The organism is Donghicola sp. (genome assembly GCF_025210255.1).
In the GTDB taxonomy this organism is placed as follows: domain Bacteria; phylum Pseudomonadota; class Alphaproteobacteria; order Rhodobacterales; family Rhodobacteraceae; genus Donghicola; species Donghicola eburneus.
The window spans coordinates 194,088-214,573 of record NZ_JAOARZ010000022.1 but is presented as its reverse complement, the minus strand read 5'-3'; the positions used below and the strand labels follow the sequence as shown (position 1 = coordinate 214,573).

General features: G+C 60.4%; 19 protein-coding genes. 5 read left to right on the top strand and 14 right to left on the bottom strand.

Translation table 11 applies throughout. The features are described from left to right. The first annotated feature begins 8 nt into the window (after positions 1–8). From N4A58_RS08295 to rsmA, 3 genes are read left to right on the top strand one after another with little or no spacing between them, the layout of a single operon-like run. Entirely contained in the window at positions 9–1,226 is a 1,218-nt protein-coding gene (locus N4A58_RS08295) for a peptidylprolyl isomerase (protein WP_293708894.1), read from the top strand. Then, the gene (gene pdxA, locus N4A58_RS08290; protein ID WP_293708893.1) at positions 1,223–2,206 is read left to right on the top strand and encodes a 4-hydroxythreonine-4-phosphate dehydrogenase PdxA; all 984 of its coding nucleotides are present in this window, start codon (positions 1,223–1,225) and stop codon (positions 2,204–2,206) included. The genes N4A58_RS08295 and pdxA overlap by 4 nt, the downstream gene beginning before the upstream one ends. Further along, the gene (gene rsmA, locus N4A58_RS08285) at positions 2,203–3,045 is read left to right on the top strand and encodes a 16S rRNA (adenine(1518)-N(6)/adenine(1519)-N(6))-dimethyltransferase RsmA (protein ID WP_293708892.1); all 843 of its coding nucleotides are present in this window, start codon (positions 2,203–2,205) and stop codon (positions 3,043–3,045) included. The genes pdxA and rsmA overlap by 4 nt, the downstream gene beginning before the upstream one ends. Before the next feature lie 56 nt (positions 3,046–3,101). On the opposite strand, the gene N4A58_RS08280 is transcribed toward rsmA, so the two are convergent. The 6 genes from N4A58_RS08280 to N4A58_RS08255 all read right to left on the bottom strand — a co-directional run bounded on the left by N4A58_RS08280 (position 3,102) and on the right by N4A58_RS08255 (position 8,564). After that, positions 3,102–3,833 (bottom strand): DUF4167 domain-containing protein, encoded by a 732-nt coding sequence (locus N4A58_RS08280; protein ID WP_293708891.1) that lies wholly within the window; start codon positions 3,831–3,833, stop codon positions 3,102–3,104. A 209-nt stretch (positions 3,834–4,042) separates the two neighbouring features. After that, on the bottom strand, positions 4,043–4,879 hold the full coding sequence (gene prmC, locus N4A58_RS08275) for a peptide chain release factor N(5)-glutamine methyltransferase (RefSeq protein WP_293708890.1): 837 nt from the start codon (positions 4,877–4,879) through the stop codon (positions 4,043–4,045). After that, positions 4,876–5,931, bottom strand: coding sequence for a peptide chain release factor 1 (gene prfA / locus N4A58_RS08270; protein WP_293708889.1), 1,056 nt, complete (start codon positions 5,929–5,931; stop codon positions 4,876–4,878). The genes prmC and prfA overlap by 4 nt, the downstream gene beginning before the upstream one ends. Before the next feature lie 31 nt (positions 5,932–5,962). Further along, positions 5,963–6,391 (bottom strand): DUF1499 domain-containing protein, encoded by a 429-nt coding sequence (locus N4A58_RS08265; protein WP_293708888.1) that lies wholly within the window; start codon positions 6,389–6,391, stop codon positions 5,963–5,965. A 29-nt stretch (positions 6,392–6,420) separates the two neighbouring features. After that, positions 6,421–7,389 (bottom strand): agmatinase, encoded by a 969-nt coding sequence (gene speB, locus N4A58_RS08260; RefSeq protein ID WP_293708887.1) that lies wholly within the window; start codon positions 7,387–7,389, stop codon positions 6,421–6,423. Between the two features lie 11 nt (positions 7,390–7,400). Continuing rightward, the gene (locus N4A58_RS08255; RefSeq protein ID WP_293708886.1) at positions 7,401–8,564 is read right to left on the bottom strand and encodes a M20 aminoacylase family protein; all 1,164 of its coding nucleotides are present in this window, start codon (positions 8,562–8,564) and stop codon (positions 7,401–7,403) included. 63 nt (positions 8,565–8,627) lie between these two features. Between N4A58_RS08255 and mazG the strand changes: the two genes are divergently transcribed. Beyond that, positions 8,628–9,449 carry a nucleoside triphosphate pyrophosphohydrolase gene (gene mazG, locus N4A58_RS08250; RefSeq protein ID WP_293708885.1) on the top strand — a complete coding sequence of 274 codons (822 nt, stop codon included), beginning with the start codon at positions 8,628–8,630 and terminating at the stop codon, positions 9,447–9,449. 76 nt (positions 9,450–9,525) lie between these two features. After that, a complete protein-coding gene (locus N4A58_RS08245; RefSeq protein WP_293708884.1) occupies positions 9,526–10,539 on the top strand; it encodes a Fe(3+) ABC transporter substrate-binding protein in 1,014 nt (337 codons plus the stop codon). A 90-nt stretch (positions 10,540–10,629) separates the two neighbouring features. Here the strand turns inward: N4A58_RS08245 and N4A58_RS08240 are convergent, their stop codons facing one another. The 8 genes from N4A58_RS08240 to N4A58_RS08205 form a co-directional block, all read right to left on the bottom strand. Next, a complete protein-coding gene (locus N4A58_RS08240; RefSeq protein WP_293708883.1) occupies positions 10,630–11,616 on the bottom strand; it encodes a hypothetical protein in 987 nt (328 codons plus the stop codon). A 21-nt stretch (positions 11,617–11,637) separates the two neighbouring features. Further along, entirely contained in the window at positions 11,638–11,844 is a 207-nt protein-coding gene (locus N4A58_RS08235; RefSeq protein ID WP_072707024.1) for a hypothetical protein, read from the bottom strand. 163 nt (positions 11,845–12,007) lie between these two features. Continuing rightward, positions 12,008–12,565 carry an ABC-type transport auxiliary lipoprotein family protein gene (locus N4A58_RS08230; RefSeq protein ID WP_293708882.1) on the bottom strand — a complete coding sequence of 186 codons (558 nt, stop codon included), beginning with the start codon at positions 12,563–12,565 and terminating at the stop codon, positions 12,008–12,010. Between the two features lie 2 nt (positions 12,566–12,567). After that, positions 12,568–14,673 carry an MlaD family protein gene (locus N4A58_RS08225; protein WP_293708881.1) on the bottom strand — a complete coding sequence of 702 codons (2,106 nt, stop codon included), beginning with the start codon at positions 14,671–14,673 and terminating at the stop codon, positions 12,568–12,570. Next, the gene (locus N4A58_RS08220) at positions 14,660–15,325 is read right to left on the bottom strand and encodes a paraquat-inducible protein A (RefSeq protein WP_293708880.1); all 666 of its coding nucleotides are present in this window, start codon (positions 15,323–15,325) and stop codon (positions 14,660–14,662) included. Before N4A58_RS08220 ends, N4A58_RS08225 begins: the two co-directional genes overlap by 14 nt. Further along, positions 15,322–15,942, bottom strand: a complete 621-nt coding sequence (locus N4A58_RS08215; RefSeq protein WP_293708879.1) for a paraquat-inducible protein A — start codon at positions 15,940–15,942, stop codon at positions 15,322–15,324. Before N4A58_RS08215 ends, N4A58_RS08220 begins: the two co-directional genes overlap by 4 nt. Before the next feature lie 340 nt (positions 15,943–16,282). Further along, positions 16,283–16,543, bottom strand: coding sequence for a hypothetical protein (locus N4A58_RS08210; RefSeq protein ID WP_293708878.1), 261 nt, complete (start codon positions 16,541–16,543; stop codon positions 16,283–16,285). A 145-nt stretch (positions 16,544–16,688) separates the two neighbouring features. After that, positions 16,689–20,327 (bottom strand): vitamin B12-dependent ribonucleotide reductase, encoded by a 3,639-nt coding sequence (locus N4A58_RS08205; RefSeq protein ID WP_293708877.1) that lies wholly within the window; start codon positions 20,325–20,327, stop codon positions 16,689–16,691. Positions 20,328–20,486: the final 159 nt, after the last annotated feature.

Genomic DNA, 20,486 nt, shown 5'->3' with positions numbered 1-20,486 from the left:
GAGGGACCATGCGCAACCTGCTGCTAATTTCCGCGACCCTTCTTTCGCTGATGCCGGCCCTCGCTCCGGCCCAGGAGCTGTTTTCACCTGTGCTGCGGGTAAACGAAGACGCCATCACCGGATATGAACTGAACCAGCGGATCACGCTCTTGCGTGCGTTCGGGACCCCGGGCAACGTCCCGCAGATTGCCGAAGAGCAGCTGATCGACGACGCCCTGAAAATTCAGGCGGCCGAGCAGATGGGGATCACCCTCTCTCCCGAGGAGATTCAGGCAGGCGTTGCCGAACTGGCCAGCCGCGGGAACCTGTCCGCGGACGACTTCATCGCCAATCTGGCGGGTGATGGCGTTGATCCTGCCACACTCGAGGCATTCGTTGTCCCCGGCTTGGCGTGGCGTCAGGTTGTCCGCCAGCGGTTTGCAGGTCAGGCCAATGTCACCGAAGACGAAATTGATCGCGCCATGTCCTTGACCGGTAGCGGCGGTGGTCTGCGCGTGCTGCTGGCCGAGATCATCCTGCCTGCGCGCCCCGAAGTGCCCGGCGAGATTGAGCAAGCAACCGAGATCGCGAACCGTGTCAGCAAGACCACCTCGCCTGCCGAATTCTCGGCAGCGGCCCGGAACTACTCGGCGACCGCTTCGCGCCAGTCTGGGGGCCGGATGCCGTGGATGGCCATCACCGAACTGCCCCCGATCCTGCGCCCTATCGTGCTGTCGATCGGCATCAACGACGTGACCCAACCGATTGAAATTCCGAACGGTATCGCGCTGTTCCAGCTGCGCGGCATCGAAGAGACCGAAGCCCCAGCACCCGAATATGCAGCCATCGAATACGCGCAGTACCTGATCCCCCGGGGCCAAACCCCCGAGGCACTGGCCGAGGCCAAGCGCATCGCGGGCACTACGGACACGTGCAACGACCTCTATGGGATCAACAAAGGTCAGGACCCCGCCCGCCTAGAGCGCACCAGCCTGCCCCCCGCACAAATCCCGAGCGACATTGCAATCGAGCTGTCGAAACTGGACGAGGGCGAAACCAGCACAGCGATCACGCGCAACGGCGGACAGACCATGGTTCTGCTAATGATGTGTGGCCGCACCGCCGCGATCAACGAAGAGGCCAGCCGCGAGGATGTGGCCAACAACCTGCGCAACCAGCGCCTTGGCGCGTCGGCGGACAGCTACTTGGGCCAGCTCAAAGCTGACGCACGGATCGTTCGTCCATGACACTGGCACCCATTGCCCTGACCTGCGGCGAGCCCGCAGGTATTGGCCCCGAAATCGCGGCGCGCGCCTGGGAAACCTTGGGCGCGCGTTTGCCCTTCTTCTACATTGGCGATCCACGGCACCTGCCCTCTGGCACGCCCGTGACCGAAATCCACAACCCGATGGACGCGCTTCATGCCAGCGCGACCGCCCTGCCCGTGCTGCGCCACGATTTTCCTACAGACAACACGTGGGGCGAACCTGACGCACAGAACGCGCATGGCGTGGTCGAGGTCATTGCCCGCGCCGTGAAACTGGTACAAGACGGTCAGGCCAGCGCGGTTTGCACCCTGCCGATCAACAAGCACGTCCTGCAATCAGGTGCTGGCTTTGCCTATCCGGGTCACACCGAATATCTGGCGGCTTTGGGCGGCGTGGACCGCGTTGTGATGATGCTTGCCAGCCCAGAGCTGCGGGTTGTCCCGACGACCATCCACATCGCACTGGATCAGGTCGCGACCGAGCTGACCCCTGAATTACTGGAAGAAACCATCTGGATCACGCATCGCGCGTTGATTCAGGATTTTGGCGTTGAAAGCCCTCGGATTGCGGTCGCGGGCCTAAATCCCCATGCGGGCGAGAACGGCGCGATGGGCCGCCAAGAGCTCGAGATGATCATTCCCTTGCTCGACAAACTGCGCGCCGAGCGCTTGGATATCACGGGGCCTCTATCCGCCGACACCATGTTCCACCCCGCCGCCCGCGCGCGGTATGACGCTGCGGTTTGCATGTACCATGACCAAGCGCTGATCCCGATCAAGACGTTGGCCTTTGACGCCGGTGTGAACGTGACCCTTGGTTTGCCGTTCATCCGCACCTCTCCGGACCACGGCACCGCCTTTGACATTGCAGGACAGGGCCTTGCCAATCCCGCCAGCACGATCGCTGCACTAGAGATGGCCCGCGACATGGCCATCGCCCGCGCAGGAGCCAAGCTATGAGCGCCATCGACAACCTGCCCCCCCTGCGCGAGGTTATCGCCACACACGAGTTGAACGCCCGCAAATCGCTGGGTCAGAACTTCCTTTTGGATTTGAATCTGACGTCCAAGATCGCGCGCCAAGCGGGAGATCTGACGGGCTGCGACGTGCTGGAAATCGGCCCGGGTCCGGGCGGTCTGACACGCGGTCTGTTGGCCGAAGGGGCGCGCCGTGTCTTGGCCATCGAGAAAGACAGCCGCTGTATTCCCGCACTGGCCGAAGTCGCCGCAGCCTATGCCGGCCGCCTTCAGGTGATTGAGGGCGACGCGCTCGAGGTGGATCCGCTAGAGCACCTGACCCCGCCAATCCGCGTCGCCGCCAATCTGCCCTACAACGTCGGGACCGAGCTTTTGGTGCGCTGGCTGACGCCGCAGCAGTGGCCGCCGTTCTGGACCAGTCTTACCCTGATGTTCCAGAAAGAGGTCGCAGAACGGATCGTCGCGACACCGGGCAGCAAAGCCTATGGCCGTCTTGCTATTCTGGCGCAGTGGCGTGCCGATGCGCGCATTGTGATCAACTTGCCGCCCGAAGCGTTCAGCCCACCGCCCAAAGTCTCTTCTGCTGTCGTGCACCTGACCGCTCTGGAAGAGCCGCGCTTTCCCGCCGAGCCAGCTGTGCTAAGCCGTGTGGTCGCCGCCGCGTTTAACCAGCGCCGAAAGATGCTACGCGCTAGCCTCAAGGGGGTCGCACCGGACATCGAAGATCGGTTGCTGGCCGCAGGCATCAAACCTACAGAGCGTGCCGAGCAAGTCACTCTAGAGGGCTTCTGCGCCCTCGCCCGTGAAATCAAAAAGACCTGAAAACGCAAAAGCCCCCGAAATTCGGGGGCTTTCTTCATTCTGGATGCTTAAGCGCCTTATTCGGCGGCCGCAGGGGTGTCGCTCGAAGAGTCGCCTTTTGGGGCATCGCCGCCCTCGGTGTCTGCCTTCTTGGCCCGAGGCTTGCGCGGCGCGCGCTTTGGCTTGGGCTTCTCTTCGCCTTCTGCCTTGTCAGCCGCCGGCTTTTTGGCGCGCGGCGCGCGGGGCTTGCGCGCGGGCTTAGGCTCTTCGGCAGCGGGCTGTGCTTCAGACGCTTTGCTTTCCGGTGTTTCAACCAGACCGTTGTCCGCATCGTCGCTGTCAGCTTCGGCCTCGACCGTCAGACCTTCGGACTGGGTCTGCTCTGGCGCAGCTTCAGTGGCTACGGGTGCTGCGTCCTCGGACTGGGTCTCGGGCTGCTGATCATTGCCAGACTCTGCGTTTTCGCGCTCACGGCGTTCTTGACGCTCTGCGCGTTCGCGGTCTTTCTCGGCCTGACGCTCGCGCATTTCGCGCTCTTGCTGCTCGCGGCGGGCGTCGATTTCGCGCTGCGCTTCGCTCAGCATGCGCAGGTAGTGTTCAGCGTGCTGCTGGAAGTTTTCGGCCGCCACGCGGTCGTTGGACAACTGCGCATCCCGTGCCAGCTGATTATACTTTTCGATAATCTGCTGAGGAGTGCCGCGCACTTTGCCTTCGGGTCCCGAGCTATCGAAGACACGATTAACAATATTGCCCATCGAGCGGTTGTTGCGGTTCGATTTGGACCGCGACCGTGATTTGGAAGATCTCATAGGTTTTGCTGTCCAGCCTTCATTGGCCTTGTGCTCTGGACCCTGCCGCCTTTTGGGCGGGGATCCGCGAGCAGGATTATTTTTTTGGCTTAACATCGCGGGGGCAGCTTTGACCGCACCGGCCTGCGACTACTCTTGAGTAATCACTTTGACCCAGCTGTTGCAAGGCCAAAGCGTGGTTTTGGGGTCTTAATCCTGCGAAAAATCGCCTAAACCTGCTCTTTTATTGCCGAAACGACACGGTCGTGGCCATTCAAGTCCTGGTGAACGGTCACTTTGGATAACCCTGCCCCCTCAAAAATAGCGGAGACTGCGGGCCCTTGGCGGTAGCCGATTTCGACCAGCACGCGCCCCATTGGCGCTAGGTGTGTCATCGCGCCCGCCGCAATAACTGTATATGGCGCCGTCCCATCCGCGCCGGGGGTCAGCGCCAGTTCTGGCTCGTGCAACCGCACTTCAGGCGACAGGTCAAGCATTTCGGCGGCATCGATGTAGGGCGGATTGGAAACGATCAGGTCAAACGCCCCCTCGACCGCATCAAACCAATCGGACTGTTCAAACTCACAGCGCGCCTCGACGCCCAAACGCACCGCATTCTCGCGCGCGACGTCCAAGGCTCGTTCGGACAGGTCCACCGCCAAGCCGCGCGCCTCGGGACGCACGGCCAAGAGTGTGAGGGCAATGCATCCCGTCCCCGTCCCCAAATCCAGAACCCGCGCAAACGGTTGATCCAGAACCAGAGAAATCAGCGTTTCGGTTTCTGGTCTGGGGTCAAGCACATCGCGGGTGACTGTGAACCGGCGGCCATAGAAATCGCGCCCACCGGTCAAGTGGCTGACGGGCTCGCGCGCGGTACGGCGTGTGATCAGGGTGTCGAACGCGTCGGCCTGCACGGGGTCCAAAGCGTCGTGCATCATCAGGATCAAGCGTCCAGCGTCCACGCCAACGACATGAGCCAGCAAACGGCGCGCATCGACCGCAGGATCAGGCACACCCGCAGCGCGCAGTCGCGCGATGGCCGCGGTCAGCGCCTCTTGCAGGGTCATCCGTCCAGCTCAGATAGCAGGGTCGCCTGATGGTCAGAGATCAGCGCGTCGATCACCTCGTCCAGATCGCCTTGCATGACTTGGTCCAGCTTGTAGAGCGTCAGGTTGATGCGATGATCGGTCATCCGGCCCTGCGGGAAATTGTAAGTCCGGATGCGTTCGCTGCGATCCCCGCTGCCGACTTGGCTCTTGCGGTCAGCGGCGCGTTCCGCGTCCGCCGCTTGGCGCTGCATGTCAAAGAGACGCGTTTTCAAAACCTGCATCGCGATGGCGCGGTTCTGGTGCTGGGATTTCTCGCTGCTGGTGACAACAACACCTGTGGGAATGTGCGTGATCCGCACCGCCGAATCGGTCGTGTTCACGTGCTGACCACCCGCGCCAGAGCTGCGCATGGTGTCGATCCGCAGGTCGTTCGCGTTAATCTCGATATCCACGTCTTCGGCTTCGGGCAGAACCGCCACAGTCGCCGCCGAGGTATGAATGCGCCCGCCACTCTCGGTCTCGGGCACGCGCTGAACGCGATGCACACCGGATTCGAACTTCAGACGGGCAAAGACGCCCTCGCCTTTGACGTTCGCGACGACTTCTTTGATACCGCCAAGTTCGGTCTGCGCCATCTCTAGGATCTCGAACTTCCAGCCGTGGCTTTCGGCGTAGCGCTGGTACATGCGCAACAGATCACCCGCAAAGAGGCCTGCCTCGTCCCCGCCCGTGCCCGGACGAATTTCGATGATCGCCGGTCGGTCGTCCGCCGCATCGCGGGGCAACAAGGCCAAGCGCATCCGGTGCTCCATCTCGGGCAATTGCGCTTTGAGCTCTTGCAATTCCTCTTCGGCCAGTTCCTTCATATCGGGATCGGCCAGCATAGCCTCGGCCTCGGCCAGATCGTCGAGCAAGGTTTTGTAATCGCGGATCTCGGCAACGACTGGCTTCAGCTGTGCGTATTCACGGGACAGCTCTGCGATCTCGTCGTTGAAATCTCCCGAAGACAGCTTGGCTTCTAGGAATTCGTACCGCTGTACGATCTGTTCGAGTTTTTCATAAGGTACCATGCCGCCTAAGTTTCCCAAGGCTGCGCTTTCGTCAAGTGCCCTCGGGGGTCCGTTGCGAAATCCACCCCTCAACGCGCGCCTTGTTCACGCCGAAATCAGATTGGCCAAAGCGCAGCCGACCGAACAGAATCACGCGATCCTCGGCCGCGGTGATGGTCGTGTAATCGGGAAATCCCCAAAAGGCCGAGCGGGTGATATAGGTCACACTACCCTCTTCGACCGCGCCAGCCAGCCGCTCGGTGCGCGGGGTCGCAAGGGCGATGCGATCCAGTTCGGCAAGGGCGGCGCTGGGATCGTTCACAGGCACAACGCGAATAGCTGCGCCCTCTTTGTCCTCGTCCTTGGTGAAGGTCAGCGCACCATGCCAGCGAGCCGGATCACTTGGGGCCAGTCGCACCCACGCCATCAGGGCCGCAACAGCGACGAGGGCTAGGACAAGGATGAGAAGTCCGATCTTCATGGGGGCTGGCTCCTGTGTTTCTGAACAACTTAGGCGGTCTTGCGCCGCGTCCAACACCAAAGGGCCAGAATTTCCATCGCCACGTGGGCGCCCGCGATGGCTGTGGCTCCGGTCGTATCAAACGGAGGAGACACTTCGACCACGTCGCCCCCCACCAGATTGATCCCCGCAATGTCCCGCAGAATGATCGAAGCTTGGCCGCTGGTCAGACCGCCCCAAACAGGCGTTCCGGTGCCCGGTGCAAAAGCAGGGTCCAGACAGTCGATGTCAAAAGTCAGATAGGTCTGGTTGTCGCCGAGGATATCTTTGATCTTCTTCGCCACAGCGACGGGGCCAGTTTCATGGACCTCTCGCGCGTCGATGGTTGGCACCCCAAGATTGTCGTCGTTCACCGTGCGGATGCCGACTTGAACTGAACGCTTGGGGTCGATCAGCCCCTCTTTAACCGCTTTGTAGAACATGGTCCCGTGGTCGATGCGGCTCATGTCATCGTCGGCCCAAGTGTCCGAGTGCGCATCGAAATGCAGCAGCGATAGCGGCCCGTATTTCTCGGCATAGGCGCGCAAAATGGGGAAGCTGATGTAGTGATCCCCGCCCAAGGTGATGCTGGCCGCGCCCGCATCCAAGATGCCCTTGATATGCGTGGTCAATTTGTCCGGAAAGCTGGGGGTATGCGCGTAGTCGAACGCCAGATCGCCATAATCCACGACCGCGAATTCCGACAGCGGGTCAAAGCCCCACCCGTAGGGCGGATCATAGGGCTGCAGGGTGCTGGCCTCGCGGATTGCGCGGGGGCCAAGGCGGGTGCCCGTGCGGTTCGTCACCGCTTGGTCAAAGGGCACGCCAGTGATTGCCACATCGACACCAGTCAGATCCTTGGTGTATTGGCGGCGCAGGAAAGATGTCGCCCCGCCGAATGCATTCTCATACCGCAGCCCGCGCTGGTTCTTCTCAGTGAACGCCGTATCAACCTGTTTCTTTGCGTCTTCGAGCGCCATGATCAGTCCTTTCAGGTGCGGGGCTGGCCGGTTTCGACCAGACGGACGAAATAGCTGGCCCCGATGGGCGCGATCTCGTCATTGAAGTCAAAGGCGGGGTGGTGACAGACAGGCCCATCGCCCTGCCCCAGAAACAGGTAGGACCCGGGACGCGCTTGCAGCATGTAAGCGAAATCCTCGGCCCCCATTTCGCGGTCGATACTGTCGTCGACCTGCGCGTCGCCAACCACGTCACGCGCGACATCGGCAGCAAAGGCCGTCTGCGCGGCGTCATTCACTGTAGGGGGATAGTCGCGGAAATAATCCAGTTCCGCCTCGACGCCATAGGCGATGGCTTGGCCCTGCACGATCTCCGTCAGGCGGCGTTCGACCATGTTCTGCACATCGGGATCAAAGCTGCGAACCGTCCCATTGATATAGGCACTGTCGGGAATAATATTCTCGGCGCTTCCCGTGTGTATCTGCGTGACCGAAACCACCAGATCATCCAGCGCGTGATGGTTCCGGCTGAGGATCGTCTGGATCGCCATCACGATCCCGCAAGAGGCGACGACCGGATCAACACAGTTTTGCGGCTGCGCGGCATGGCCGCCCTTGCCTTTGACGTTAATGGTAAAGGTATCCACGGCGGCCATGATTGGACCGGGTGTGGTGACCAGATGCCCCTCGGGCACGTTGGGCGCGTTGTGTAGGGCAAAAACGCGGGCGATATCGAACCGCTCCATGATGCCTTCTTTCACCATGACGTCCGCGCCGCCGCCATCCTCTTCGGCCGGTTGGAAGATCAGCGCCACACGGCCCGCGAAATTCCGTGTCTCGGCCAGATACCGCGCCGCCCCCAGCAGCATTGTGGTGTGGCCGTCGTGCCCGCAGGCGTGCATCGCGCCTTCGACCTGACTGGCATAATCCGCGCCCGTCGCCTCTTTGATAGGCAATGCGTCCATGTCCGCACGCAGCCCCATGGTGGGCCCGTCGCCGGTGCCGTTGATGATCGCGACAACACCACTGGTCGCAATCCCCTCGTGGATTTCATCGACGCCGAATTCTTTTAGCTTTTCAACGACAAAGGTAGCAGTCTTGTGGCAGTTGAAGCCCAGTTCCGGCATCTGATGCAAATGGCGGCGCCACGCTGTCATCTCGGGCGCGTAATCTGCAATTCGGTTAATGACGGCCATCACTGGACTCCTTTGACGTGGGGCGGCACCTTGGCACCAAATCTGAAACTGAAGGGACACGCAATGCCCCACGATCCGATACACGACCTGAGCGGCAACGCACGTCTGCGCGAAATCATGCGCCGTTTGCGCGACCCTGAAAACGGGTGCCCTTGGGACATCGAGCAAAGCTTCAAGACCATCGCGCCCTACACCATCGAAGAGGCCTACGAGGTCAGCGATGCCATCGAGCGCGAGGCATGGGACGAATTGAAGTCCGAGCTAGGTGACCTGTTGTTTCAATCCTATTTCCACGCGCAGATGGCCGAAGACGCGGGCCTGTTCACCCACGAGGACGTGGTAAACGCCATCAGCGAAAAGATGATCAGCCGCCACCCCCATGTTTTTGGCGACGAATCTCGGGACAAATCTGCCGAGCAGCAGTCCGTGGACTGGGAGGTGGTCAAAGCCGCAGAGCGCGCCGCCAAGAAACAAGACGGTGTGCTGGACGATGTCGCGTTGGCGCTGCCCGCTCTGATGCGCGCGGTAAAACTGCAAAAGCGCGCGGCGCGGGTTGGCTTCGATTGGCCAGAAACCACCATGGTTCTGGATAAAATTCAGGAAGAATGCCGTGAATTGGTCGAGGCAAAAGACACCCTGACCCAAGCCGAAGTCAAAGAGGAAATGGGCGATCTGCTGTTCGTCATGGCCAATCTGGCGCGGCATTTGGGGGTCGAACCCGAAGAGGCCCTGCGCGACACCAACGCGAAATTCACGCGCCGATTCCGCAGCATCGAGGCGGCGCTCGCGGCCCAAGGCAAGCGGCCCGAAGACAGCACACTACAAGAAATGGATCAGCTGTGGGACGCCGCCAAAGCCCAGGAAAAAGCCGCAAAAGCAAAATAGACAATTACAGTCAGGTATTGACCCGAGTACTTTTGTCGGATTTAAGGGCGGAAATTCGCGTGCGAGGAGGATCAATATGTTCGCAAATGTGAAAACCGCTCTGATGGCAGGCGCCGCAGTTCTGGCCGCCGCCCCCGTTCTGGCCGAAGAGGTCAACGTGTATTCCTACCGCCAGCCAGAGCTGCTGCAGCCCCTGCTGGATCCGTTCACCGAGGAAACCGGTATCGACGTGAACATGGCCTATCTGGCCAAAGGCATGGTCGAGCGTCTGCAAGCCGAGGGTGACCGCACCCCCGCCGATCTGGTCTTTACCGTCGATATTTCGCGTCTGGCGGCAGTTGTGAACGCGGGCGTGACCCAGCCGATCACCACCGAGTACCTGCAAGAGCACGTACCCGCGCAGTACCGCGATCCCGATGGTCACTGGTGGGGCCTGACCACCCGCGCCCGCGTGGTTTACGCGTCCAAGGATCGCGTCGCGGACGAAGACGTCACCACCTACGAGGATCTGGCCGATCCCAAGTGGGAAGGCCGAATCTGCACCCGTTCGGGCACGCACACCTACATGCTGGCTCTGACCGCTGCGATGATCCACCACCACGGCGAAGAATATGCCAAAGAGTGGCTCGAAGGCGTGAAGTCCAACCTTGCTCGAAAGCCCGAGGGCAACGACCGCGCGCAGGTCAAGGCGATCTGGGCTGGCCAGTGCGATATCAGCCTTGGTAACACCTACTACATGGGTAAGATGCTCGAAGATGAAGAGCAGACCGAATGGGCAAATAGCGTGCGCCTGCTCTTCCCCGAGTTTGAAAACGGCGGCACCCACGTGAACATTTCCGGCGTGGCGATGACCAAAGCCGCTCCGAACAAAGAGAACGCCATCAAGCTGATGGAATTCCTGACCTCGCCCGCAGCCCAAGAGCTGTATGCCGAAGCAAACCACGAATACCCAATCGCGCCCGGCACCGAAGCCACCGCACTGGTGGAAAGCTGGGGCACTTTTACCGCGGATGACGTGAACCTGATGACTCTGGCAGATCTACGTGACGACGCCCTGCGCATCACTCAGGAAGTTGACTTCGACGGCTAAGCCTTGGCTCTCAGCTGTACACACAAAAACGCCCCGCAGATCACTCTGCGGGGCGTTTCTCTTTACCCGAGTTCGGTAAGTCTGGGGTAATTACGCTGCCTGTACGTCCAGCTTGACCAGCGTCTGGTTCAGCAGGATGTACGCGATTTCGCCAAAGGTCACGGGGCCGGTAAAGGTGCCGGTCGATTTACCTTCGAGCTCGCCATAGAGGTAATTCAGGATGCAGTTACACGAGTACTGGCCGACACCGCTGTCACCAAGGTTCGCGGCAAAGGTACCCGCGTAATCGGTCAGAGGCGCTGCAAGTTGGTATTCCACACCGGGCATGACTGGAGCGTACAGCGCAACCGAACCATTCTCGGTATCGACGGCCTGAACCGACACGTTTACCAGAGCGCCCGCGTAGTTTGCGACCAGCGGCAGGCGGGTGTCGATGTTGTTCTCGGTCAAGTACTCAGCGAAGTTCACTTCCTTGCCGTCAACAACGGCTGTCTGCACGTTGAAGCCGGTCTGCTGGAAGGTGAAAGTGGTCGAGGTGTCATGGCCCTGCTTGAAGATGTTGACGATGTCAGTGCTGACCTTCGCCCCTGCGGACAGTGAGATGTGCAGGCAAACCGCGCCGTCTTCGACCGCTGCTGCGTTGCCGCCGTCAAAGACCATCGGCTTGGCAGTGCCCAGTTCGTCCAGATGCACGCCCGAAATCCAGCCCACCAGCGGCTGCGCGAACAGCGCGCCCATGTTCGGCGCTTCCTGCGCAAAGGTGGTGTGGGTCGACGAGAACGCGGGGATCAGCATGACGGTGAAGCCACCCGCTTTGTAGCCTTTGGAGATGTCAGCCAGTTCATCAGCACCCAGCGCGCGAACTTCGGCGTCTGCCACATCCTCGAACGTGGTGCAGAAGACTTTGTCGCGCACAACAGCGCCGCCGGTTTCGGTTACGAAGTAGACAGAGCTACCGCCAATCCATTTACCTGCGGGCAGCTGCTCGAGCAGAGCAGAGTCACCTGCGACGGTCATCACGTCACCAGCTTCGATCCGTGCAGAAGCTTCGGCTACAGTCAGAAATTCATTTTTCATGGGTCGTCTCCAGGTGCGGAATTAGATGTTGGCCAAGTCGGCTGCGGCAAAATCATTTGCCGTCGCAAATTCGCTCAGTTCTGCAATTTTCGCGGACAGAGACGAGGGATCGCTCGACACCTCGGTGCGCAAGCGTCCTACGGTAATACGGGTGGCCAACGAGGCCGACGAGAGATCACTGGAGCTAAGTAGGATTTGCTCAAGCTGAGCGGGACCAGGCACAGACATTCTTATTATCCTTGCAGTTAAGCCTAAAAGCGTCCGCGGTCTTTCGCAGACTGAGTGCTTTTCAGGCGTAACGCACAAGGACCTTGCAAGGCATCTCGTCAGAGGTATCGAAACCTCGTGAAATAGAGCGGAAATCTATGCTTAGGGATGTATGCCTACCCCCTCAGAGCCCTTTCTGGGCTATTTCAACCGACAGACGCGAGATCGCACGCGCGCGCGCCTCTGCGGCTTGGGGCGCGCCGTAGGGCGCGCTGATCGGTTCAGTTATGTCAAACAGGACGGCGCGGTCCCTGCCCCGTCCTTCGCTATCGACGATGAAGTACTGACCCGCGATCTGGAATTGGTTGTCCGACCGCGCGAGCATGTCAGAGAAGCGCACATCCACACGCCCCGCCGCATAAGCATCAAACGGCCAAGGCTCTGGGGCGACGGTCGCGCCCGTGATTTGCGACAGGTGACGGGCCAGCGCCAGCGTCACCGCCCGCGCCGGATCATCCGCCCACAAGAGCGAGGCCCCAGACGTGATGGTCCCATCCGCTTGCTGGCTGCTGATCTCTTCTGCGCTGGCATAGGTGGGCAAGCTCACCAACCGCATTTCGAGCGAAGGAAAGCTGGTGCGCACAGACACGTCGCTATCGATCTGCGGAGTCGCCAACCGGACTTCGGGAGCGGTACATGCGGCGACAGCCGCCAGAGCGAGGATCGGAAGAGCTTTGATCATAATCAGCGTCCCAGAATAAGAGAGTTGGGTTTGCGTTCAATGGTGCGCGCAAGGCCGTCAATGGCACGTGCCGCTTCGGTCAGGGCGCGCAGGGCCGTCCGCGCATCGCGGTTGATCTGCGAGTTGCCATCATAGCCCGTCAGGGTCGCTTGCGCCTGCGAGATCAGGTTGCCAAGGCGGTCCACCAATGTCGGAAGTTCGTCCGAAGCACGGGCCACGGCGTCCGCCGCATCGCTGGCCGACTGCAGCGTGGTGTTGACGTTCTCGACAGTGCCACCTTCGCGCAACTCGCGCAGGACGGCAGCAACCTCGGTCAGGGTCTGTGACAGGTCTGCCGGCAGTTGGCGCGCCTGCGGGGTATCGATCAGGCGGTCCACAGCCTTGAGCAGTTCGGACAGGTCGACGGTCAACTGATCAATCGGCACGGTTTCGAGCTTGGCGACCACGCCATCAACACGCTCCACCAACTGCGGAACACCGTCGATCGAGGCATTTGCCCGCTCTACCGTCCCTTGCAGCGAGACCAGCGTTTCACTGAGCGTCGACACCAACTGCGCTTCGTTCAACTGCTGGATGGTGGTGTTGAGCTCGGTCGCCACACCGCCAAGCTGAGTCATCAAGGTGCTGAGCTGCTCTGGCACCGCCTGCACTTCATCGGACCCGACAAGCCCGCGGATATCGCCAAGCAAAGCGCGAATGTCTTTGGGGGTGGACTGGGTATCTTCGTTCGCCACAAGCGAGGTGGCACCATTCAAGAAGTCGATGGCAGATTGCAGCAACTCTTCGATGGGCAGGTTGTTGACGCGGTTGAACATGTCTTCGGCAGTCGCGGCCACATCTGTCAGTTCCGGCGGCGCAGTCGGGAAGACGGGATAGGGTTCTGCATCCAGATCAAGCATCGCGTCCGGCGCATCTTCGAGCGTCACTAGATCCACCTTGAGCCCGCCTGTCAGCAGCGAGGCGTTGGTCAGCCGAGCGCGCATGCCTTCGGCCACGCTCCGCTGTAGAAACTCGATTGGGTCCATGCCATCGTCCCCGAGGCCAAGCCGTTCGGGTTGCAGCGCCATAGTTGCCAGCAAACGCACGCGGTTGTCGCCAAAGCGGTCAGGGTCCACGAGGCCGGTCAGGTTGGTAATCCGTCCCACACGCAGACCACTGAGCTCAACAGACGCGTCAGGGCGCAGACCAGAAACGTTGTCATCGAACACCAGCGTCAGTTCGAACTCGGGCCCTTCGGCGCGCGAGAACAGGCTGGCGCGCGCTTCGCTTTCGTCATCGAACAGATCATAGCGGTCTCCGTCCTGCGCGGGCACGCCGCCGGAGGCCGCTGTGTCAAAGGTGATGCCGCCCGCAATCAGGGTCGAGATGGTGTCAAAATCCACCGACGCGCCTTCGGGACCGAAGCTGAGCGAGAAACCAGAGGCATTCCAAAAACGGGTGGTCGAGGTGATCAGCTTGTCATACGGGGCAAAGATCACAGCATCTGCTAAAACGGTCGAGCCGTCATTGCCGATCCGCGACGGGCCAACCGCGCCGACTTCGATCCCGCGATACAGGATCGGAGAATCGCCGCTCAGCCCGTCCTCGCCCACGGCGCGCATGGTCAAACGCAAACCCTCTTCGCCTGGGCTGAGCAACGGAGCATTCTCGAGCCCGACAAATTCCGTTTGCGATGCGCCAATTTCGCTGTCCCAATCCCCTTCGATAAAGACGCCAGAGAGAACGGTATCAAGGCCGGACACACCGCGCGTCGTCACCTCTGGGCGGATGACCCAGAACACCGCGCCATCATCGACGTACTCTGCCACGTCCTTGTCCAAGCGCACTTCGGCAGTGACATTCTTCATGTCCCCTTCGAGTGTCAGATGCTCGACCAAACCTACGGTCACATCGCGGAACCGCACCTCGGTTTCACCAGCCCGAATGCCGGAAGCGTTGGAAAAGGTGATCTCGATCAGTGGGCCACGAGACTGCCAGTGGTTCCACGCAATCGCCAGCGCGATAATCAAAGCGCCCAAAGGAACCAGCCAGACGACCGATGCGCGCTCCCACAGACTGGTGCGCGCGCTTTCGATGGTGACAGAGGTGGGGGTGTCAGTGTCGCTCAAGATGGGGGTCTTTCTTGGTAGGATCGTTTGGGGCGGGGTCAGTGTCCCATATCATGCGGCTGTCAAAGCTTTGTGCTGACAGCATGGTAAAGATCACCGACAGGGCAAAGGTCAGCGCCGCTGGCCCCGGAGAGATTTGCGCCGCCGCATTCAGCTGCACAAGCGCAGACAGGATCGCGACGACAAAGACGTCGATCATGGACCAACGCCCAATATATTCGACCAGTTCATACAGGTGCTGACGCCCATGCGCTGACAGCTTCGCTTGCCGATTCACGGAAAACGCCAGATAGGCGATGGCACCGAATTTCGCGACCGGGATCCCGACCGAGGCAATCAGGATGATCAGCGCAACGGGGATGTCGCCGTGGTGGATCAAGTCAAACGCCCCCTCGACGATGGTGGACTCGGATTCCATCACCAGCGTGCGTGTCTTGAGCATCGGCTCTAGGTTCGCGGGAATGTAGGCCATGACGCCTGCGATCCACCACGCCCAAACCTTTTGCAGGGATTTGGTGTCTCGCGAATGTAGGGTATGCCCGCAGCGTTCGCAATCTGTACCCTCGGCCGCGATCGGCCAAACGGCCCCGCAACGCGTGCAGGCCAGCATGCCACGGCTGCGCGCCGAGGGGATGTCAGAGTGATCGCTCATGACCGCTTCTCCAGAGCGTTCCAGACTGACCAACGACACATCATATTGTCCTGCAGCAGTACCACGATCACCAGCACGCCCATCATCCAAAAGGCCGAACCCAAATGGACCTGCGCCAAGGCCGCTACTTTGACCAGCGCCACGCCGCAGCCCAGAACAAAAATTTCGGCCATCGACCAAGGTTTTAGCGCCTCGAACAGGCGAAAGGCCTTGGCCGCTCCGCGCGCGGGCGCCCTGCCAGCCACCATCGGCCCGAGCACATAGAGCGTCAGGATCATGCGCATCATCGGAACCAACACGATCAGCGCACCGACGGCCAACGACAGGACAAAGAGCGGGCCGTCCGAAAACGCGAGCACCGCGTCCATGACAGATGTCTCGTTATGAAACCCAGCGCGGCTAATCTGAAGAAACGGCAAAAAGAGCGCCGCAATCACGAGGATCAGGTTCGTCACAGACAGGGCCAGAATGCGGATAAAAGCATTGCGGCGCGGCGCGATCAGCACCGTCCGGCAGCGCGTGCAGACCGCGCGCTCCCCGAACTCGGGGGTATGCTGCACATAGAGCGCATCACAATGGGGACAGACGATGTACCCCGATTGCTGTGAATGCGACATTCCGGTGACCCTCTGGCGATGTGGAACTCGTAACAGACGCTCCTATACTTGTAATTGCAATGCAGCAAAACAAGCCTTCGTGGTTGCGTCTGTGAGACCTTCTGCCGTGCCCACGGTGCAACAGCCCATACCGCGCTAAAGTTTGGGCAAAAAATTGGGGGTGCCGAAACACCCCCAAGGTTCGCGGAACCGGGCTCGTTATTATGTACCGCCCGTTCTAGTTTTTGCCTGCGTCCCAGTTCGCGTTAAGGAGCGAACGCATCCGCTCCGGAACGCCATTTTGTGGGTCGTTGCCCATCACCGCGCAGCCCATTCGGGGGGCCCGCGATAATCCAGTGGCTCAGTGCAGCACGCGCTTTGCCGTGTTGACCGAAAACCGCGCGGTGCACGCACCGCCGCCGTTGGTGTGGTACTCCAGAACCGAATACGTCACCGCGACACGCCCGCCATCATCACTCAGCAAGATCACTTTCCGATCGTCCAGCGCTTCGGCCAAGGGGCCCTCGGCGTCGGCAGCGAAATCGGCTTCGATCGTATTGCCGCGCATCTCGACGCGTTCGGCAATGCAAGCGTGACCGGCGATGTCAAAAACCAACTGCATGTGTCTCTTCTTTCATGGGGCCCGCCGCAGCAGACCCTCACCCTGTTGTTTTCTTTTACGAAACGCGGTGGTCTGCGTTCCGAACTGCCTCGTGTCCAACACCTTGGCGGGGCGTGCCTGCCGCCCTGCCAAGGTTTGGCAGGCGTTAGCTACAGCCGCTTGTTGCGCCGCAAGTGTTGCACTTCATACAGGTGCCATTCCGTACGAGGGTGTAGTTTCCACAGTCCCCGCAAGCCTCGCCTTCGTAGCCCTGCATCTTTGCTTTTGCTCGCGCATCGATTCCCACAGCAGGAGCTGAGTCGGCCTCGGGCGCGAGGGTTGTAAGGGCTTGAAGTGACTCAGTTTTGGAGTCAACGGATTCGCTGTGGATATCTCCACCGCCACGCAAAACAACCAGTTCAGCGGGCACACGCTTGCGCAGATAGCCGGACGAGCTGATCTGCTTCAGAACCTCGAGCGGGTCGTTGCCACGGCTCTCTGGAACCTCGCGGAAGTTGCGTTTGTCCTGCTCGTCGCCGCGGTGCAGATCGTCAAAGGACGCGCCTTCGGGCTTGATGTGCGCCAAGTCGGTCCGATCCAGATAACTCACCGCCAATTCACGGAAAATGTAATCCAGAATTGAGGTTGCGTTCTTGATCGAGTCATTGCCTTGCACCAGCCCCGAGGGCTCGAATTTGGTAAAGGTGAACGCATCCACGAACTCCTCGAGCGGCACGCCATACTGCAGGCCAACCGACACCGCGATGGCGAAGTTGTTCATCATCGCGCGGAAGCCGGCACCCTCTTTGTGCATGTCGATAAAAATCTCGCCGAGATTGCCATCGCCATATTCGCCGGTGCGCAGATAGACCTTGTGGCCGCCCACGATCGCTTTCTGGGTGTAGCCCTTGCGGCGCTCGGGCAGCTTGGTGCGCTGGGTCTTGATGACCTCTTTGACCACGATTTTCTCGACGATCTTTTCGGCGATCACAGCGACCTTTTCCTGCGGCGTGCCGGTTTCCAGCACTTCGGCGGCATCGTCGTCATCCTCGACCAACGCAGCCGCCAGCGGCTGGCTCAGCTTCGAGCCATCACGGTACAGAGCGTTCGCCTTGACCCCCAACTCCCATGACAGCTCATAAGCCTTCTGACAGTCTTCGATGCTGGCGTCGTTTGGCATGTTCACGGTCTTGGAGATCGCACCAGAGATGAAGCTCTGGGCCGCCGCCATCATGCGAATGTGGCTCTCGACACTCAGGTAGCGCTTGCCCTTCTTGCCGCAGGGGTTGGCGCAATCGAACACGCTGTAATGCTCGGCTTTCAGGTGCGGTGCACCCTCGAGCGTCATGGTCCCGCAGACGTGGTCGTTGGCCGCGTCGATCTCTGCTTTCGTATAGCCAAGGTGGCGCAGCAAATCGAAGGTGGGGTCAACCAACTTCGGCGCCGGAATGCCCAGAACGTCCTTGCAGAAGGCCTCTCCCAGCGTCCACTGGTTGAACACAAAGCGAATGTCGAAAGCGGTCGCCAGCGCGGTCTCGATTTTCTCGAGTTCCGCATTGCCGAAGCCGTGACCGATCAGGCTAGTGTGGTTCACCCCAGGCGCATTGCCAAGGCTGCCGTGACCGACCGCATAGGCGACGATCTCTTCGATTTGCGCGCTGGTGTAGCCCAGTTTTTCCAAGGCCGACGGGACCGAGCGGTTGATAATCTTGAAGTAGCCGCCACCGGCCAGTTTCTTGAATTTCACCAGTGCGAAGTCAGGCTCGATGCCGGTGGTGTCGCAGTCCATGACCAGACCAATGGTGCCGGTGGGCGCAATCACAGTGGCCTGCGCGTTACGGTAGCCGTGCTGTTCCCCCAGACGCAGCGCCTCGTCCCAGCAGCTGGCCGCAATGGCGGTCAGGCGCGGATCAGGGCAGTTCGCAATGTCCAGAGGCACAGGCTTCACAGCCAGCTCTTCGTAGCCATCCGTGTTGCCATGGGCGGCATTGCGGTGATTGCGGATGACACGCAGCATGTGCTGTGCGTTGCGCTCGTAGCCGGGGAAGGTCCCCAGCTCGCCCGCCACCTCGGCCGAAGTCGCATAGGACACGCCGGTCATGATCGCCGTCAGGCTCGCGGCCATCGCGCGGCCTTCGGGACTGTCGTAGCCATAGCCCATCTGCATCAGCAGACCGCCGATGTTCGCATATCCCAGACCCAAGGTCCGGAAGTCATAGGACAGCTGCGCGATTTCCTTGGATGGGAACTGCGCCATCATCACGCTAATCTCCAGCGTCAGGGTCCACAAACGCGAGGCATGCATGTAGTTTTCTACTTGGAACTGCCCGTCCTTGTAGAACTGCAGCAAGTTCATCGACGCCAAGTTACACGCGGTATCGTCAAGGAACATATATTCCGAGCACGGGTTCGAGCCGCGGATTTGCCCGTCCTCGGGGCATGTGTGCCACGCGTTGACGGTGTCGTGGTATTGGATGCCCGGATCAGCGCATGCCCAAGCGGCGTGACCGATCTGCTCCCACAGGTCGCGGGCTTTGATCGTCTTGGCGACCGAGCCATCGGTGCGACGGATCAGTTCCCAATCGGCATCATCCTTGACCGCCTGCAGGAACGCGTCGGTCACGCGAACGGAGTTGTTCGAGTTCTGACCTGAGACGCTTGCATAGGCCTCGCTGTCCCAGTCCGTGTTGTAGGTCGGGAACTCGATGCTACTGTAGCCCTGCTTGGCATAATCAAGCACGCGCTTGATATAAGTCTCTGGGATCGCGTTCCTTTTCGCGCCGCGAATGGCCGATTTCAGGCTATTATTCTTGGCCGGATCAACCGCGTCTTCGGTGCTGCCATCCCATTGACGGATCGCAGCGAAAATCTCGTTCAGGCGGGCCTCGTGCATCTTGGAGCCGGCAACGATGCTAGCAACCTTCTGCTCTTCCTTGACCTTCCAGTTGATGAATTCTTCGATGTCAGGGTGGTCCGCGTCGCAGATCACCATCTTGGCGGCGCGGCGAGTAGTTCCTCCCGACTTGATCGCGCCAGCTGCGCGGTCACCGATCTTGAGAAAGCCCATCAGACCTGACGATTTACCGCCACCGGACAGAGCCTCGCCCTCGCCCCGCAGACTGCTGAAGTTGGTGCCCGTGCCCGAGCCATATTTGAACAGGCGCGCCTCGCGGACCCACAGGTCCATGATGCCGCCCTCGTTCACTAGGTCATCGCTGACCGATTGGATAAAACAGGCATGGGGCTGCGGGTGTTCATAGGCGCTGTCCGACTTCGTCAGCTTGCCGGTTTTGTAATCCACGTAGAAGTGGCCTTGGCTAGGACCGTCAATGCCATAGGCCCAATGCAGACCGGTGTTGAACCACTGGGGGCTGTTCGGAGCGGCCATCTGGCGAGCCAGCATATAGCGCATCTCGTCGAAATAGGCCTGAGCGTCCTCTTCGGTGGTAAAGTAGCCACCCTTCCAGCCCCAATAGGTCCAAGCCCCAGCCAGACGGTCGAACACTTGCTTGGCACTGGTCTCACCGCCCATTACCGCATCATCGGCTGGTACGGAGCGCCACAGGAACTCTGGCACGCCCTTTTCTTTGACTCGCTTGGTCGCAGACGGCACACCCGCTTTGCGGAAGTACTTCTGCGCAATCACGTCACTGGCGACCTGGCTCCACTTCGCAGGAACCTCCACCTCATCCAGCTTGAAGACCACGGTCCCATCGGGATTGCGGATTTCAGAAGTGGTAAGCACGAATTCCAGTTCGGAATAGGCGTCTTGTCCGGCTTTGGTGAATTTGCGTTCGATCTTCATAAAGTGCCCCGTGTCGGCAAAATATATCCAGCCCGCCGGATGGCGGGTCGCGGTGTTTGAACCGCTGCGTTGCTTTTCTTGTGTTGGCCTCTGGCGCGCTGGCCCCTCAAAGAACGAAGAGCGAGCTTGTCTGCCTGCCGCTGCATGGGCCACCAAATC

What these genes read in the sequence shown, in the direction of transcription:
- N4A58_RS08265 (WP_293708888.1), bottom strand. Translation starts at nt 6,391, where the DNA reads ATGAAGATCGGACTTCTCATCCTTGTCCTAGCCCTCGTCGCTGTTGCG.
- N4A58_RS08255 (WP_293708886.1), bottom strand. Translation starts at nt 8,564, where the DNA reads ATGGCCGTCATTAACCGAATTGCAGATTACGCGCCCGAGATGACAGCG.
- N4A58_RS08215 (WP_293708879.1), bottom strand. Translation starts at nt 15,942, where the DNA reads ATGTCGCATTCACAGCAATCGGGGTACATCGTCTGTCCCCATTGTGAT.
- N4A58_RS08230 (WP_293708882.1), bottom strand. Translation starts at nt 12,565, where the DNA reads ATGATCAAAGCTCTTCCGATCCTCGCTCTGGCGGCTGTCGCCGCATGT.
- N4A58_RS08220 (WP_293708880.1), bottom strand. Translation starts at nt 15,325, where the DNA reads ATGAGCGATCACTCTGACATCCCCTCGGCGCGCAGCCGTGGCATGCTG.
- prmC (WP_293708890.1), bottom strand. Translation starts at nt 4,879, where the DNA reads ATGACCCTGCAAGAGGCGCTGACCGCGGCCATCGCGCGACTGCGCGCT.
- pdxA (WP_293708893.1), top strand. Translation starts at nt 1,223, where the DNA reads ATGACACTGGCACCCATTGCCCTGACCTGCGGCGAGCCCGCAGGTATT.
- rsmA (WP_293708892.1), top strand. Translation starts at nt 2,203, where the DNA reads ATGAGCGCCATCGACAACCTGCCCCCCCTGCGCGAGGTTATCGCCACA.
- N4A58_RS08240 (WP_293708883.1), bottom strand. Translation starts at nt 11,616, where the DNA reads ATGAAAAATGAATTTCTGACTGTAGCCGAAGCTTCTGCACGGATCGAA.
- mazG (WP_293708885.1), top strand. Translation starts at nt 8,628, where the DNA reads ATGCCCCACGATCCGATACACGACCTGAGCGGCAACGCACGTCTGCGC.
- speB (WP_293708887.1), bottom strand. Translation starts at nt 7,389, where the DNA reads ATGGCGCTCGAAGACGCAAAGAAACAGGTTGATACGGCGTTCACTGAG.
- N4A58_RS08245 (WP_293708884.1), top strand. Translation starts at nt 9,526, where the DNA reads ATGTTCGCAAATGTGAAAACCGCTCTGATGGCAGGCGCCGCAGTTCTG.
- N4A58_RS08205 (WP_293708877.1), bottom strand. Translation starts at nt 20,327, where the DNA reads ATGAAGATCGAACGCAAATTCACCAAAGCCGGACAAGACGCCTATTCC.
- N4A58_RS08295 (WP_293708894.1), top strand. Translation starts at nt 9, where the DNA reads ATGCGCAACCTGCTGCTAATTTCCGCGACCCTTCTTTCGCTGATGCCG.
- N4A58_RS08210 (WP_293708878.1), bottom strand. Translation starts at nt 16,543, where the DNA reads ATGCAGTTGGTTTTTGACATCGCCGGTCACGCTTGCATTGCCGAACGC.
- N4A58_RS08280 (WP_293708891.1), bottom strand. Translation starts at nt 3,833, where the DNA reads ATGAGATCTTCCAAATCACGGTCGCGGTCCAAATCGAACCGCAACAAC.
- N4A58_RS08235 (WP_072707024.1), bottom strand. Translation starts at nt 11,844, where the DNA reads ATGTCTGTGCCTGGTCCCGCTCAGCTTGAGCAAATCCTACTTAGCTCC.
- prfA (WP_293708889.1), bottom strand. Translation starts at nt 5,931, where the DNA reads ATGGTACCTTATGAAAAACTCGAACAGATCGTACAGCGGTACGAATTC.